Origin of the sequence: Microbacterium elymi, assembly GCF_021582895.2 — a bacterium.
GTDB classification, from domain to species: Bacteria; Actinomycetota; Actinomycetes; order Actinomycetales; family Microbacteriaceae; genus Microbacterium; species Microbacterium humicola.
Map to the genome: position 1 here is coordinate 1,732,331 of NZ_CP091139.2, position 14,324 is coordinate 1,746,654.

At 70.8% G+C, this 14,324-nt stretch carries 15 protein-coding genes and 7 pseudogenes; 8 read left to right on the forward strand and 14 right to left on the reverse strand.

Annotation, left to right across the window (positions count from 1 at the left end; genetic code table 11):
• Positions 1-53: 53 nt before the first annotated feature.
• From L2X98_RS20770 to L2X98_RS09450, 8 genes and pseudogenes are all read left to right on the forward strand, one after another.
• Positions 54-479, forward strand: a pseudogene (locus L2X98_RS20770) (NAD(P)/FAD-dependent oxidoreductase); the annotation flags it as partial.
• A gap of 181 nt (positions 480-660) precedes the next feature.
• Complete coding sequence (locus tag L2X98_RS09430) at positions 661-957, forward strand: NAD(P)/FAD-dependent oxidoreductase (protein ID WP_259613100.1); 297 nt, start codon at positions 661-663, stop codon at positions 955-957.
• A 214-nt stretch (positions 958-1,171) separates the two neighbouring features.
• Positions 1,172-1,615, forward strand: a pseudogene (locus L2X98_RS20775) (hypothetical protein); the annotation flags it as partial.
• A gap of 52 nt (positions 1,616-1,667) precedes the next feature.
• Positions 1,668-2,567 carry a hypothetical protein gene (locus L2X98_RS09435; protein ID WP_259613101.1) on the forward strand — a complete coding sequence of 300 codons (900 nt, stop codon included), beginning with the start codon at positions 1,668-1,670 and terminating at the stop codon, positions 2,565-2,567.
• Positions 2,568-2,614: 47 nt separating this feature from the next.
• Positions 2,615-2,851, forward strand: a complete 237-nt coding sequence (locus L2X98_RS09440) for a ribbon-helix-helix protein (protein ID WP_259613102.1) — start codon at positions 2,615-2,617, stop codon at positions 2,849-2,851.
• On the forward strand, positions 2,844-3,206 hold the full coding sequence (locus L2X98_RS09445; RefSeq protein ID WP_259613103.1) for a type II toxin-antitoxin system PemK/MazF family toxin: 363 nt from the start codon (positions 2,844-2,846) through the stop codon (positions 3,204-3,206). The genes L2X98_RS09440 and L2X98_RS09445 overlap by 8 nt, the downstream gene beginning before the upstream one ends.
• Positions 3,207-3,405: 199 nt before the next feature.
• A pseudogene (locus L2X98_RS20780) lies at positions 3,406-3,678 on the forward strand (nuclear transport factor 2 family protein); the annotation flags it as partial.
• A gap of 152 nt (positions 3,679-3,830) precedes the next feature.
• Positions 3,831-5,312 (forward strand): nuclear transport factor 2 family protein, encoded by a 1,482-nt coding sequence (locus tag L2X98_RS09450; protein ID WP_354003033.1) that lies wholly within the window; start codon positions 3,831-3,833, stop codon positions 5,310-5,312.
• Here the strand turns inward: L2X98_RS09450 and L2X98_RS09455 are convergent.
• From L2X98_RS09455 to L2X98_RS09510, 14 genes and pseudogenes are all read right to left on the reverse strand, one after another.
• Positions 5,267-6,052, reverse strand: a complete 786-nt coding sequence (locus L2X98_RS09455) for an IclR family transcriptional regulator (RefSeq protein ID WP_259613105.1) — start codon at positions 6,050-6,052, stop codon at positions 5,267-5,269. The genes L2X98_RS09450 and L2X98_RS09455 overlap by 46 nt on opposite strands.
• Positions 6,053-6,099: 47 nt before the next feature.
• The gene (locus L2X98_RS09460) at positions 6,100-6,927 is read right to left on the reverse strand and encodes an ATP-binding cassette domain-containing protein (protein ID WP_259613106.1); all 828 of its coding nucleotides are present in this window, start codon (positions 6,925-6,927) and stop codon (positions 6,100-6,102) included.
• Positions 6,924-7,256, reverse strand: coding sequence for an ABC transporter ATP-binding protein (locus L2X98_RS09465; RefSeq protein WP_259613107.1), 333 nt, complete (start codon positions 7,254-7,256; stop codon positions 6,924-6,926). The genes L2X98_RS09460 and L2X98_RS09465 overlap by 4 nt, the downstream gene beginning before the upstream one ends.
• Positions 7,257-7,375: 119 nt before the next feature.
• Entirely contained in the window at positions 7,376-7,843 is a 468-nt protein-coding gene (locus L2X98_RS09470; protein ID WP_354003034.1) for an ATP-binding cassette domain-containing protein, read from the reverse strand.
• 40 nt (positions 7,844-7,883) lie between these two features.
• A pseudogene (locus L2X98_RS09475) lies at positions 7,884-8,501 on the reverse strand (ABC transporter permease); the annotation flags it as partial.
• Between the two features lie 168 nt (positions 8,502-8,669).
• Positions 8,670-9,116: an ABC transporter permease subunit gene (locus tag L2X98_RS09480; protein WP_259613108.1), complete on the reverse strand. Its 447-nt coding sequence runs from the start codon at positions 9,114-9,116 to the stop codon at positions 8,670-8,672.
• A 256-nt stretch (positions 9,117-9,372) separates the two neighbouring features.
• Positions 9,373-9,615 (reverse strand): annotated as a pseudogene (locus L2X98_RS20790) (ABC transporter permease); the annotation flags it as partial.
• A 10-nt stretch (positions 9,616-9,625) separates the two neighbouring features.
• A complete protein-coding gene (locus L2X98_RS20795) occupies positions 9,626-10,243 on the reverse strand; it encodes a hypothetical protein (RefSeq protein ID WP_354003035.1) in 618 nt (205 codons plus the stop codon).
• A 160-nt stretch (positions 10,244-10,403) separates the two neighbouring features.
• Positions 10,404-11,174: pseudogene (locus tag L2X98_RS20800) on the reverse strand (ABC transporter substrate-binding protein); the annotation flags it as partial.
• A 118-nt stretch (positions 11,175-11,292) separates the two neighbouring features.
• Positions 11,293-11,595 carry a hypothetical protein gene (locus tag L2X98_RS09490; RefSeq protein ID WP_259613110.1) on the reverse strand — a complete coding sequence of 101 codons (303 nt, stop codon included), beginning with the start codon at positions 11,593-11,595 and terminating at the stop codon, positions 11,293-11,295.
• The gene (locus tag L2X98_RS09495) at positions 11,589-12,140 is read right to left on the reverse strand and encodes a nuclear transport factor 2 family protein (protein WP_354002974.1); all 552 of its coding nucleotides are present in this window, start codon (positions 12,138-12,140) and stop codon (positions 11,589-11,591) included. The genes L2X98_RS09490 and L2X98_RS09495 overlap by 7 nt, the downstream gene beginning before the upstream one ends.
• Positions 12,122-12,787: a nuclear transport factor 2 family protein gene (locus L2X98_RS09500; protein ID WP_259613111.1), complete on the reverse strand. Its 666-nt coding sequence runs from the start codon at positions 12,785-12,787 to the stop codon at positions 12,122-12,124. The genes L2X98_RS09495 and L2X98_RS09500 overlap by 19 nt, the downstream gene beginning before the upstream one ends.
• 121 nt (positions 12,788-12,908) lie before the next feature.
• Positions 12,909-13,295 (reverse strand): annotated as a pseudogene (locus tag L2X98_RS20805) (nuclear transport factor 2 family protein); the annotation flags it as partial.
• Positions 13,276-14,292 carry a cyclase family protein gene (locus L2X98_RS09510; RefSeq protein WP_259613113.1) on the reverse strand — a complete coding sequence of 339 codons (1,017 nt, stop codon included), beginning with the start codon at positions 14,290-14,292 and terminating at the stop codon, positions 13,276-13,278. The pseudogene L2X98_RS20805 and the gene L2X98_RS09510, both read right to left, overlap by 20 nt.
• Positions 14,293-14,324: the final 32 nt, after the last annotated feature.

The following is a 14,324-nucleotide window of genomic DNA, read 5'->3' on the forward strand; positions in this document are numbered from 1 at the left end:
TGTTTCAGCAAGGATAGTTGCTGCTGGCTGCGCCCAGGCCGCAGAGTGAGAACATGACAGACATCGACATCCACGACGCGCTCATCGTCGGCGGCGGCAGCGCCGGACTCAGCGCGGCTCTGCAGCTCTCGCGCCTGCGCTTCCGTGTGCTCGTGCTCGACGACGACGCTCCGCGCAACCGCTTCGCCGGGCACATGCACGGCGTGCTCGGGCGCGACCACACGTCCCCCCTCGAGCTGCTCGCCGACGGGCGCCGAGAGCTCTCCCGTTATGGCGTCGAGGTTCGGCAGGATGCCGCATCCACCGCCACCCGCACCGGAGAGCTGTTCACCGTCACCACCACGAGCGGAGCCACCGCCCGCGCCCGCGCGGTGCTCGTCACGACCGGCGCGCGCGACACCCTGCCCGACGTGCCGGGGCTCGCTGAGCGCTGGGGTCGCGGCGTGCACCACTGCCCGTTCTGCGATGGGTGGGAGAACCGCGACACCCGAATCGGCGTGCTCGCCGAGAGTGCCGACCCGTTCCATCAGGCCCGGATGCTGCGGCGCCTGACCGATCGGATCACAGTGCTCACAAACGGCAGCCCGCCGTTCGACGAGACGCAAGCTGGCGCACTTCGCCGCGTCGGGCATCACGCTCGACCAGCGACCGCTGGCGCGCGTGCTCACCACGAACGACGGCATCCGCGGCGTCGCGTTCGCCGACGGCGGCGAGTCGCCGCTCGATGCGCTGTTCGTCAGCCCCCGCACCGCGCCCCGCGACGACGTCCTCGTCGCGCTCGGCGCAGAGCGGGTGGAGGCCTTCGGCCGCACGTGGGCCGGAGTCGACGCGATGGGCCGCACCAGCGTTCCGGGCCTGTGGGCCGCCGGAAACGTCGTCAGCCCGATGCTCGGCGTCGCGGCATCCGTCGCCGCTGGCGCCACCGCCGGGTACGGCATGGTCGCCGAGCTGCTGTAGGGGTGGGGGAACCGGGCCTCGGCCGGCGAGGGGCGCGCGGTTCCTCCCCAGCCGGGCCCCGGCGGCCGGTTCTCCACCGATCCGGGCCTCGGCCACCTGCGGCGACCGGTGCACCCGTAGCGTCTCGGGCATGGAAGTCACGACCGTTCAGACCGCACTGTCCGTCACTATCGTGCTGCGCGGGATCGACCCGCCCGTCGAGCGCACCGTCACGATGCCCGCGCCCAGCACGCTCGCCGACCTCCACCGGGCGATCCAGCTCGCCTTCGACGGCGAGGTGCACGCCCATCACGTCTTCAGCGACCAGGAGCCGTTCCCCCGCGGCTTCCCGCCCTCGCCGCAGAGCGGGGACGACGACTGCGCCTGGACGACGCGTCAGGACCATTACGGATGGCGGCCCCGCCGTCGGTGGGGCGACACCTGGACGATGATCGACTGGCGCGACCCCAACGTCCTCAGCGAATCCAACACACCTCTGGCTGATGCCTTCGCCGACGGCGGGCGCCTCCACTATCGCTCCGGCGACCCGCACGAACCGGGTGACTTCGCCTGGTTCGCCCTCGACGCACGCAACGCGGCCGAGCCGAGCTCATCGGTCAAGATCATCGACGGCCGCGGCGCATCGCCGCTGTCGCTGCTCGCCGTGGCCGAGTACGCCCAGCTGCTTCGCGCCTACGCCGGCCCCGCGCATCCCGATCACGACGCAAGCCGTGGCGCGGCTGGCGAGGGCAGCCGGGCCCTGGGCGCAGTTCGACCCGACCGGGTTCGAGCAGGGGTGGGTGCAGAAGCGGCTCGACCGGGCACAACCGACCCCGCGCGGCCGCACGCGCTCGCGTCTGGATGCCGTGCTCGAGGCGCTTCCCGCCTCGAACGCGGCCGGACTGGAACGGCATCTCGTCTCGGTGGGTCTGAACGTGCCGCCGCTCGTGACGCGCGACGAGATGATCCAGTTCGTCCGCCCGTTCGCCTGGCTGCTCGATCGTGGCCGCGAGGGGCTGCCGCTCGACGGCGCACACCTGCCGGCCGGGCTCGCTCAGGAGTGGGCGGATGCCTGCGGCACGACGGTCGCGCAGCTTCCGGTGGTGCAGCGGACCGCACGCGAACTGCGGTTCGTCCGCACTCTGCAAGGACGTCTGCTCACGATGAAGAGTGCGGTGCCACTGGCCGATGACCCGCTCGCGCTGTGGGACGCATTGGCCGACAAGCTCCCGGAGGCCGGCGACGGCCGCCTGCGGTTCGTCAACGCCTTGGTTCTCCTGGCGATCGCCGACGGTTCGATCGCAGACGGCGGGGAGGACGGCGGGCTCGATCGCATCGCTCGCGCCCACGATGTCCGCAATGACATCGACGAAGACGCGTGGCGAGCACGCTCCTGGTGGGAGGACCGCGACTTCTTCCTGCCCGCCGATCCGAGCGTGTCGGTGGCGTCGCGGGTGGAGGTCGACAGCATCCGGCCGCTGGTCCTCCCCCTCACCGAGAGGCTGGAGCCTCTCGGGTTGGCCGCGCGCACGCGCGACACCTGGAGGGCGTCGCGCGCACTGCAGGGGTTCGCACAGGCTGCACTGACCACGCCGGCGGCGATCTCGCTGAGTGGCGGGTACGGATTCTGACCCGAGCGACCGCCTTCGCTGCGGCATCCACTCGGTATACTGAAAGTATGACCACGACGATCAAGGTCAGCGACGAGCTCCGCGATCGACTCAAGGCGCAAGCATCCCAAGCGGGCCTCACCCTCGGCGCCCACCTGGCAGAACTCGCGGACCTCGCCGACCGGCGAGATCGCCTCGCCGCGGCGAAGCAGGCGATGGCGTCCTCTCCCGCTGGCGTCGACGAGTACCGAGAAGAGACACGCCGCTGGGAGGCGGCGGAGCTCACCGACGCGCAACATGACTGATCGCGCGCTCACGCCGGGAACGATCGCCTGGGCTGCCCTCGATCCGATCCGCGGGCGCGAACAGGCCGGTCACCGGCCGGTGCTGGTCGTGTCGTCGCTCGGACACCTCGCGGCCGCGACCACGCTGGCCATCGTCCTCCCCGTCACCTCGAAGGACCGCGGGTGGCCGAACCACGTCGTCGTGACCGGACCCGCCGGACTCGACCGGCCCTCGTGGATCATGACCGAACACCCCGGCACCCTCAGCCGCGAGCGACTGACCGGCATCGCCGGTCAGGTCAGCGCCGAGTGCCTCGCGTCGGCGCGGACCTGGCTCGGCGACTTCCTCGACCTCTGGCCCACGCATCCGCGGTGAACGCTCGGACGAGCCGGGGCCATCGGTTCGGCGGCGTGAGTATCGGCCCTTCGTCTCGCTGGCGCTCGCTCAGGGACCTGGGTGGACGGGCGCTCGCGCAGGGACCGGGGTGATCGCATTATGAAGTCTGTGACTGTATTGTGAACACTGATGAAGAGACTCGCTGAGGACATCGCCCGGCTTGCAGTCGTTGCGCGCGGTGAAGGATCTGCACCGCCGCTACGCCCACCTCGGGCAACTCGGCCGGTGGGCGGATGCCGCCGCCCTGTTCACCTCGGACGCCACGGTGCAGGTCGGCGACCACACGGTCGCCGGGCGTGCCGCGATCGCGAAGTGGCTGCCGACCCAGCCGGGCGCATCGGGCCGGCCCGGCACGTTCCGCACCGAGCTCGTCGACGAGCCGCTGGCCCACCTCGACGGCGATGGATCGACCGCCCGCGCCCGCTGGTCGTCCCTCTGCTTCAACGCGGACGGCATCGGGGGCACGGGCATCGACGGCGGCGTCTACGAGAACGAGTACCGGCGCACCCCGAGGGCTGGCGGATCGCCCGGCAGCACTGCTTCCCGCAGTACAGCGGCACGCACGCGGACGGCTGGACCAACATCGACGGCGCCGAGCTGCCGATGGTGCCCTACCACTTCACCGTCGACGAGGTCGGCGTGCCCCTGCCGCCGTCGAACTCCCCGACCCCCGGCCCGGACATCCCCGACGACGAGCTCGCATCCACCATCGCCGCGCTCGAGGACGAAGGCGCCGTGCGCAACCTCGTCCACGCGTACGGCTACTACGTCGATCGGCGCATGTGGACGGATGTCGTCGAGCTGTGCACTGCGGACGTGCAGGTCGACCTCGCCCCCGGCGGATCCTTCCGGGGAGCCGACGGCATCCGTGAGGCGATGCTCACCATGGGCCCCGAGGGCCTGGAGACCGGACAGCTCAACGACCGCCCGCTGTTCGACACCCTGGTCCGCATCCTGCCCGGCGGGCTCGCGACCACCCGCAGCATCGAGCTCGGCATGCTGGGCGACGCCACACGCCACGAGGCGGCCTGGGAGGTGCGGATCCTCACCACCCGCTGCCGCAAGCACAACGGGGTCTGGCGACTCGACGAGGTGCGGCTGGAACGGGTGATGCACGCCGACTATTTCCGCGGCTGGGCCGATGCCGACCTCCGAACCCCCTCGGCTCCGACGGCCGACGATCCGCTCAGCGCCAGCGCCAGGGCCGCCACCGATACAGCCGTCGCCACCGGTGCGGCCGCACCGGCGACGTCCACGGCCGCCACCGATCCGGCCGCACCGGCGACCACCCCGCCCGCGGTGCTGCGGACACAGCTGGACCGCGCCCTGGCCTACGACGGCGTGGAGAACGTCTCATCCGCCTACGGCTACTACATCGACGACTTCCAGTGGACCGAGATGGCGGCGCTGTTCGCCGAGAACGGCAACAAGCAGTCCCCGTTCGCCGGGTACTACTTCGGACGCGACCGCATCACCGCGGCCGCGACATCCTTCTGGGGCTCGCCGCCCGAGACCCGCCCCGGAATCTCGTACCACTGGCGCACCCAGCCCGTCATCTCGATCTCGGCGGACGGGCGCTCCGCGAGCTTCCGGGTGCGGCTCTTCCAGCCGCGCACGCACAAGCTGCCGAGCCGCGCCGGCGACTTCTACGCCGCCGGCTTCCACAGCGGGATGTATCCGAACGACCAGGCCGTCCTCGAGGACGGGCAGTGGCGGCTGTGGAGCCTGACGATCGACGAGCCGTACTTCGTCTCCCTCGACTGGCGCGGCGGATGGGCATCGGTGCCCGCCGCCACCGGAACCGCCCCGAAGCCGAGCCGCCTGATGGAGATCTACCCGCCCGACGTCCCGATGACCGCCCTCGGGCGACGCGCCCGGCACTTCCGCGGAGGCACGGGCGACGTGCGGGAGTGGCCCGAGATCCTGCCGATGTGGTTCCACTACCGCAACCCGGTCAGCGGGCGCACGCCCGAGCACTTCTGGCCGGACGGCGTGCCCACCCGGATCGCGCCGCACACCAGCATGACGGCGCACGGATATCAGCTGCCGCCGGACGGCCCTGCCGCCGCGACGGCGCCGGAGTAGCCTAGCGCGCGCGAGAGACGGGCCGCCGTGCCGCGCAGCTCTGTCGCCTGCGCGGAATCCAGCGCCCCGGGCAGCGTGTGCACGGTGCCCAGGAGCGCGATCGTCGCCGCGACGTCGCCATCGCGGTCGAACACCGGCACCGCGATGCCGCGGGTGCCCGACGTGACCGTGTCGCTCACGGCGATCCCGGTCTGCGCGGTGCGGCGGATGCGGTCGCGCACGCGCTGCGCGGTGACCCCGTCGCGGGCCGCCAGCTCGTCCGCCACGGCCCCGCCGTCGGCGCCGTACGCGGCGAACACGGCCGACTGCGCAGCATCCGCCCCGAGCGTCTGCCCCACCCGCACGGAGATGTGCAGGCTGCGGTCGAACGGCTCGGCGGTGCGCACCACCACCGGCTGCCGGTCGCCCCACACCGCGAGGATGGAGGTCTCGCCGGCGGCATCCGACAGCTCGCGCAGGTACGGCCCGGCGATGTCCACCACGTCGGAGTCGGTCAGCGCGAGCGCACCCAGCTGCGCGGCCAGGGGCCCGAGGGCATACCCCTCGTCGACCCGCTCGAGCAGGCCCGCACTGGCCATCGAGGTGAGATAGCGGTAGACCGTCGTGCGGCCGAGGTCGAGCTCGGCGGCCACGTCCTTCAGCCGGACGGCCCGCACCTCGCGGGAGAACATGCCGAGGATCTGCGTGCAGCGCACGACGACGCGGATGTCTCCCTCCGGCCCTCCGGCGCGATCTGCCACTGCCTGCTCCCACTCCCTTGTCGCTGACGTAGACCGAGGTCAGCCGCTCACGCGACCGGCGGAAGGGCGCGCAGCGCAGCGCGGCGCTCCGCCTGCTCGTCCGGGTCGGGCAGCGGCGAGGACATGAACAGCCGCTTCACGTAGTCGTGCCGCGGCCGCTCGGTGACGTCGACCACCGGACCCTCTTCCACGATCCGCCCCCGCAGGAGCACGATCACGTCGTGGCTGATGTGCCGGATGACACTCAGATCGTGCGACACGAACAGGTACGCCACACCCGTGCGCTGCTCGAGCTCGATCAGCAGGTCCAGCACGTGCGCCTGCGTCTTCAGATCCAGCCCCGACACCGGCTCGTCGCAGATGATCAGCCGCGGCTCGGTGGCAAGGCTCCGGGCGATCGCGACCCGCTGCCGCTGCCCGCCGGAGAACTCGCTCGGCACCCGGCGCGCCGAATCCGCCGGCAGGTGCACGGCATCGAGCAGCTCGCGCACCCGGGCTCGCGCGTCGCGCGTCGAGCGCCCCTGCGCGATGAGCGGTTCGGCGAGGATGTCCTGGATCTGCATCGCCGGGTTCAGCGACGAGTACGGATCCTGGAAGATCACCTGGATGTCGCGGGCCAGGGGGCGCCGGCGGCGACGGGACAGGCTCGTGATGTCCTGTCCGGCGAACCGGATCGCACCGCCCATCGGCGTCGCCAGACCCAGGATGGCCCGGCCGATCGTCGACTTTCCCGACCCCGACTCGCCGACCAGGCCCAGCGTGCGCCCCTGCGCGACTTCGAAGCCCACGCCGTGCACCACCGGCGTCGCGGCCCGGGCCAGGCCGGTCCGGTATCCGATGGTGAGGTCGTCGACCTCCAGCAGCGCCCCGCTCATGCCACCGTCTCCTTCGCCTGGTCGTCGATGTCGATCCGGGTCGTGGTCTCGCTGAGCATCGCGTCCAGCAGCGACACGGTGTAGGGATGCTGCGGGTTGCGCAGCACCGTGCGCACATCGCCGGATTCGACCAGCTCTCCCTGCGACATCACCGCCACCCGGTCGCAGATGTCGGCCACGACCCCGAAGTTGTGCGTGACCATGAGCACCGCCATGCCCGATTCCCGCTGCAGGGTGCGCAGGATCTCCAGCACGTCCGCCTGCACGGTGACATCCAGCGCCGTGGTCGGCTCGTCCGCGATGGGCAGCCGGGCTGCACGAGACGGCACCGGCGATCAGCACCCGCTGGGCCATGCCGCCGGACAGCTGGAACGGGTAGGACGCGAACACCTTCTCCGGGTCCTGGATGCCGACCCGGGCCAGCAGCTCGAGGGCACGGGTGCGCGCGTCACGCGCCGACATCCCGAGCTTGCGGCGCAAGCGGGACGACGAGCTGGCTGCCGACCGTGAACGTCGGGTCGAGGTTGGACATCGGCTCCTGCGGCACGTACGCGATGTCGGTGCCGCGCAGCGCGGTGTAGCGCTTCTCGTCGAGGCCGGTCAGCTCGCGCCCGTCCAGTCGGACGGAGCCCGCCGTGATCTCGCCGCCGTGCGGGAGCAGGCCGAGGACGGCCAGCGCGGTCTGGGACTTTCCCGACCCCGACTCGCCCACGAGCCCGAGCACCTCGCCCGCGCGGATGTCGAACGAGATGCCGTGCACGACTTCGACCTCGCCGGTGCGGTAGCCGTAGCCGACGCGCAGATCCGCGACCCGCAAGCGCGTCGGGTGCCGCATCCTCGCCGACCGCCGGCGGGGCGACGATCGTCGCCGTCTTCCGGCGACCGCCGACCGGCTGGGTACGGTCCTCGAGCGCATCGCGCAGCGCGTTGGAGAACAGCACCAGGGCGACGCTGACCACCGCGATCGCCAGGCTCGGCCAGACGATCAGCATCGGCGCGTCGTACACCCGGCGGAAGCCCTCGTTCAGCATCCCGCCCCACGAGGCGACGGTGACGTCGCCGATGCCGAGGAACTCCAGCCCCGCCTGGATCGCGATAGCGATGACAGCGAGCCGGGCACCCTGGATGAGGATCGGGGCGCGCACCACGGCCAGCACGTGCCGGAACAGGATGCGCCCGTCGGACAGCCCGGACACCAGCGCCGCGTCGACGTAGAGCTCGCCGCGCACGGCGAGCACCGAGGCACGCACGATCCGGAAGTAGGCGGGGGCCAGCATGATGCCGAAGATCGCCATCGCGAGCCAGACCGACGGGCCGACCACCGCGCTGACGGCGAGCAGCACGATGATGCCGGGCAGCGCCATGACAAGGTCGTTCACCCAGCCCGAGACCGAGTCGACCCAGCGGCGGTAGTAGCCCGCGGCGATGCCGACCGGCACGCCCAGGACCAGTGCCACCGCGACGGCGAGCGCGGCGCCCAGCAGGTTGACGCGCGCACCCCACACCAGTCGGCTGAGGATGTCGCGGCCCGTCGTGTCGGTGCCGAGCCAGTGGGCCGCGCTCGGCCCCTGCATGGCGTCGGCGAGCTCTCCCGCGTCCGGCGAGGGCAGGCGGCAGCGGCGCAAGCGCCGCGACCAGGATGACGATCGCGATCACGATCGCCGAGGTCATGCCGAGGCCGTTGCCCAGCAGCCGGCGCGTGACGCCGGTCGTCGGGAGCGCGACGGTCCCTGTGGTCGCACTCATGCGTTCAGCCTCACCTTCGGGTTCACCCAGGCGATGAGCACATCGACCAGGAGGTTGACCACCACCACGATCACCACGTACGTCATCAGCACCCCGAGGATCACGGGGATGTCCGAGCGCAGCGCCGCCTGCACGGCCAGCGACCCCAGCCCGGGCAGGGCGAAGACCATCTCGATCACGACCGAGGCGCCCAGCAGGCCCACCACCTGCACCGCGAGAGCGGCCAGGCCCGGGGTCGCGGAGTTGCGCAGCACCGTGGTGGTCAGCAGGTAGCCGGTGGGCAGGCCGCGGCTGCGGCGGGTGCGCAGGTAGTCGCTCGCGAGCACGGTGATCGCGGAGGACCGCACGTGCTGCGATACCCCGACCACGCCCGACACCGTCATCGCCGCCACCGGGAGCGCGAGCGAGGCTGCCCAGCCCAGCGGCGACGACAGCAGCGGCACGTACCCCGTGGCCGGGAACCAATGCGAGCTGGACGGCGAACACCGTCGCCAGGAACAGGCCGATCACGAACGCCGGCAGGGCGTCGGCCACCGTCACCAGCACCTGCAGCATCCGGTCCACGAATCCGCGGTGCACGGCCGCCGTGATCCCGAGGGCGAACGCGATGAGGGCGGTGAGCACGGTGACCAGGATCACCAGCGACATGGTCACCGGCAGGCGGGTGGCGATGGCATCCGTCACCGACTGCGTCGAGTAGTACGACGTGCCGAAGTCACCGTGCACGACGCCCGCCAGCCAGTTGCCATACCGGACCAGGAGCGGCTGGTCCAGGCCCAGCTCGTGCGCCTTCAGCGCCACCTGCTGGTCGCTGGCCAGTTCTCCCAGCACGTTCCGCGCGATGTTGCCGAGCCCCGGGAGGATGAGCAGCTGGGCGAGGAACGAGATGACGATGATCAGGGTGAGCCCCGACACCGCCCTCTTCAGGAGGAGCGTCTTCACTTCGGCGGCCTCACTTCGCCGGAGCGAATGCCCAGATGGGCGGCTGCACGTAGCCCGGGTAGACCGTCAGGTCGATGCCAGGCGCTGTGAGGTAGAACATCGCGGGCCGATACAGCGGGCCGTACCAGTAGTGCTCCACGAGGTACTTGTTCACCGCCTGTCCGGCCGCGGGACGCTCGGCGTCGGTCGCGTGCTGCGAGCGTCGAGATGAGCTTGTCGAGCTCGGGCGTCTCGGAGTGGAACGGGTTGTACTGCGTGTGCGGCGCGACCGAGAGCTGGATGACCGACCAGGTGTCCAGCAGCTCGAGGTTCGAGAAGTACACGAGCCCGTAGTCGCCGGCCATGATCGACTTGACGGCTTCGCCCGGCGCCCACTGGACGTCCTTCGTCTTGACGCCGATCTTGCTCCAGTACTGCGAGATCGCGGTGTAGATCTCGGGGAGGATCGACCCGGTGCGCGGCCACGGAACGGTGAAGCCGTCCGGGTAGCCCGCCTCGGCCAGGCTGCCTTGGCGCGGGCGGGGTCGTACGGCGAGGCGTCGTCCAGACTCTTGTCGAACGCGTCCATCGTGGGTGCGAAGATCTGGTCGGTCGCCTTGCCGTACCCGCCGCGGATGGTCTTGATCATGGCATCCGCGTCGATCGAGATGGTCAGCGCCTCGCGCACCCGCTCGTCCTTCAGCTTGCGGCAGCATCTTGCCGTCGCGGTCCAGGAAGAACAGGCCCTCCCAGGTGACCATGTTCTGCTTCATGTCGGCACCGGCGACGGCGTTCTTCGCGTCGAGCGCCGCCGAGGCGGTCGTGGTGTGTGCGTACTGGATCTGCCCCGACTTGAAGGCGTTCAGCCGCGCCGTCTCTTCCGGGAAGACCGCGTAGGTCACCGTCGAGTACGGGTACTTCTGGTCCCAGTAGCCGTCCTTGCGCTGGAAGGTGTACTTCGATCCGGGCACGGAGTGGGCCGTGTCCAGCGTGTAGGGGCCGGTGCCGTCCGGGTCGGCGGCGATCGCCTTGGTGCCGAGGTCCTTCGGGTTGCCCATCAGGCCGGCGGCCTGTGTCAGCGAGAACAGCAAGCCGGGATCGGGCTGGGACAGCGTGAGCTTGACCGTGCTGTCATCCACGGCGTCGATGCTCGCGACATTCTGAAGCAGCGGACCGGCCGGGGTCGCGAAGCCCTGGAAGTGCTTCATGTTGGCCTTGACGGCGTCGGCGTTGAACGGGGTGCCGTCCGAGAACTTCACGCCGGTCTGCAGGGTCAGCGTCAGCGTGAGGTTGTCGTCGCTGTACTTGTAGCCGGTCGCGAGCTTGGGGGCGACCTTGCCGTCCTTGTCCAGGATGAACAGCGAGTCGTAGACCGCGAGCGCGTACGGCAGGTATGGGCTCTCGCCGAAGGCGGCGGGATCCCAGCTCGTGGGCTCTGTGAAGGAGTAGAGGTTGAGCGTGCCGGCGTCGCCGTCGGTCGGCGTGCCGCCCGAGGAGCCGCCTGCGGTGCACCCGGAGACGAGCGCGACGCAGACCGCGGCGACGGCAGCGAATCCCACCAAACGTCCTGTCCGAATCATGTGACTTCCTTGTCTTGATGAGAGCGAGGTATTCCGTCAGTTGAACACGTGTTCCACCTGTCGGACATTTCTTGTTGGTCAGACTAGATTGCCGCGCGGCTGAAATCAAGGACTTTGTTCATATTGCGTCTTGGCCGTCCATATCGCGAACGTCTCGAGGGACCTCTCGTCCGTCGATCTCGGGCCCGTCAGGCGGCCGCTGGTACCCGTGCGCGGTCATCCGCGCGTGCGGTGCGACCTCGCACGGAACGCAGTCCGGCCAGAACCGCTCGGGCACGCGGCCGCTGACCGGATTCCGATAGTGGAACCACATGGGCAGGATCTCCGGCCACTCCACCAGCCGACCCGGACCGCCGCGGAATCCCTCCTCGCGCGGGGCGATGTCGCGCAGCAGGATCTCGGGCGGATACGCGGTCAGCACCGGACTCGGCCGCGGCGCATCCCCTCCGGCCGTGGGCTGACGCCGGCCCAGCCCTCGCGCCAGTTCTGCATCGCGACGTAATGCTCGTCGACGGCGAGACTCCACAGTCGCCAGGTGCCGTCCTCGAGGACGGCCTGGTCGTTCGGATACATTCCGGTGTGCAGGCCGCCCATGTAGAAGTCCCGCGGCGTGTCGTCCGGATGGATGGCGGTGCGCGGCTGGAAGAGGCGCGTGCGCAGGTTCGCCGAGCGGCCGTCGTGCGACACGTGGATCACCGGCTGGGTGCGCCAGTGGAAGCTGAGCACCGGCCGGAACGCACGCGTGGTGCCGTAGCAGGCGATGGCGGTGCCCAGGATCGCCTCGGGGCCGATCGCGTAGCCGGCGAACGCGGACTGCTTGTGCCCCTTCGCGGCGAACAGCGCCGCCATGTCGGCCCAGCGGAAGTCGTCGAGGAAGAAGCCATACGCGCCCGACACGTTCTCGACACCGTCGTAGGCCACGCAACGGCGCAAGCCGTCGCGCCAGATCAGCGGTGTCCCCGGCACCCGGAGCCGTCTCGCCGGCCGCGCCGGCGGCGATCGGCGGCTGTGACCGCCCGTGCGGCTCGATCACCCGGGTGGGGTCCGGTCGTCGAGCCCGGATGCCGCCGCCGGCCCATCCCTCGCGGTAGTCGGCCCGGCAGCACATCCACGTCCAGACCGGCGATGCGCCAGAGGCCGCCGGTCCCGGCGACCAGCCGCGCCCGGACGGTGGCGAACTCCCAGCAGGCTGTCCCGGTGCGCACGTCGGCCAGGATCCCGAGCTGGATGCCGCGGGCCCGGGCCGTGCCGTCGTCGGCGATCTCGACGGTCACGTCGAACAGCGGGTGCTCGGCCGCCTCGCCCCATCCGAGGCCCTCCGGCCCGCGTGCTTCGTGTGCGCGCCGGGCGCCTTCGGACCCGTGGAAGACCTCGTCGTCGAACCGGATCGCCGCGTCCACGGTGAACAGGTCGACGACGTCGCCCCACATCCGCCGGTCGAGGTAGTAGCCGTATGCGTGCACGAGGTTGCGGACAGCATCCTCGTCGTTGAGCCGGCCGATGTGCGCGGCCAGTTCCCCCACCGACATGCCGGGATCGGGCGCGTCGCCGACCGGCTTCATGAGCGGGGTCCCCGCGTCGTACGCTCCGAAGTGCGTCGGGATGACCGGCAAGCGCAGCGCCGTTCACGTTGGCCCACCCGTTCACGTCATCCCCGGCGTATTGCGGATGGAAGGTCATCGACGTGATGAGCCACCGCCCGTCTCGCCGGTCGTATCGGTTCTCGTACAGACCGCCCTCCACGGCGGCCGCGCCGGCGCCGTCCCCGAGGAAGACCAGCGCCGACCAACGACCGAACACGGTGTCGCCGTGCGGCGACAGATGCACGACCGGGGCATCGATCAGCTCGGTGTACAGGCCGCCGGGCTGCACGGCCCGCCCGGCGCGCCCGGCCAGCCAGTCGCGGATCTCGTCGCGGCCGTTCAGGGTCAGATCGCCCCAGTGCACGCTCGCGTCCGCGGCGAACAGCGCGGCGGCGTCCTCCGCGCGGCCGAGCTGCAGCGCTGCGCGTACGTGCGCTGCACGTCCTTCGCGCAGCGCAGGGACTCGAGCCGTGCGACGTCCCGGGCGAGGACGCGGATGTCGCCGGATGCAGAGGCGCTCATTTGATCGCCATCGCATTGGCCGGAGAACCGACTCCACCCGGCAGGTTGAGCGGCTTCGCCGTCACCAGGAACTCGTAGACCCCGTCGGTCGCGCAGTCCTGCGCGAGACCGTCGAGCGCCCACATCTCGCCGAGCGCGAAGCCCAGCATGGTCAGCAGATGCCGGTGGATGCCCCCGTTGTGGTCGACGCCACGCTCGGGCGGCTCCTGCCCCTCGAGCCGCAGATCGTTGCCGGGGGTGTACGGGAAGCACTCCACACCCAGATTGTCGACGGCCACCAGCGAGAAGTGATGGTCCCACAGCCACGCGACCACGGCCCGGGTGGTGGCCAGGCCGGGAAGACGCATGTCCGACGTGAAGGCGGCCCGGGCCGCGGCATCCATGTGCGCGCGGCAGTACTCGGCCCACCCGGTGCGCACCAGGAGCAGGTCGCCGTCCTCGAAGCGGACGCCCTGGCGCGCGGCGGTCGCCTCGAGGTCGTCGACGCCGATCTCGTACGCCGTGTCCTGCGCGATCGGCCGGCCCTCCGCCTCGAGGTGACGGGCGACGTCCAGCAGGACGCCGCGACCGACGATCCCCGCTTCGGCATACGTCTGGATGCCGAGAGTGCTGGTCTCGGTGGAGAACTCCTCACGCGCCCGTCCGCCGTAGAACCCGAGCTCGGGGTGCCCGATGTGCCGCAGCGCGTCGATCTGAGTCGTCGCCTGCAGATAGAACGAGTCGAGCCAGTCGTCGAAGTGCCACGGGTTGTTGCTGAACATCGAGTGCTTGGCTTCGGGCCGGGTCCCGGTCGGGAAGGGATCGAACGCCCCGATCGCGTAGTCGAGGTTGAAGGTGCGCCCCGTCCGCACCAGCGCGGCGGCCCGGCGCCGGACCTCCGGCGTCAGGAAGTTGAGGGTGCCGATCCCGTCGTCGGCGCCGAACAGCGACCAGGAGGTCTCGGGCGGATCCGCCTGCCCGAGCTCACGGAAGGACGGCCAGCGGATCTCGGACTCGGGGTGATAGCTTTCCATGACTGTTCACCATATAATCTGAACGTTCGGTT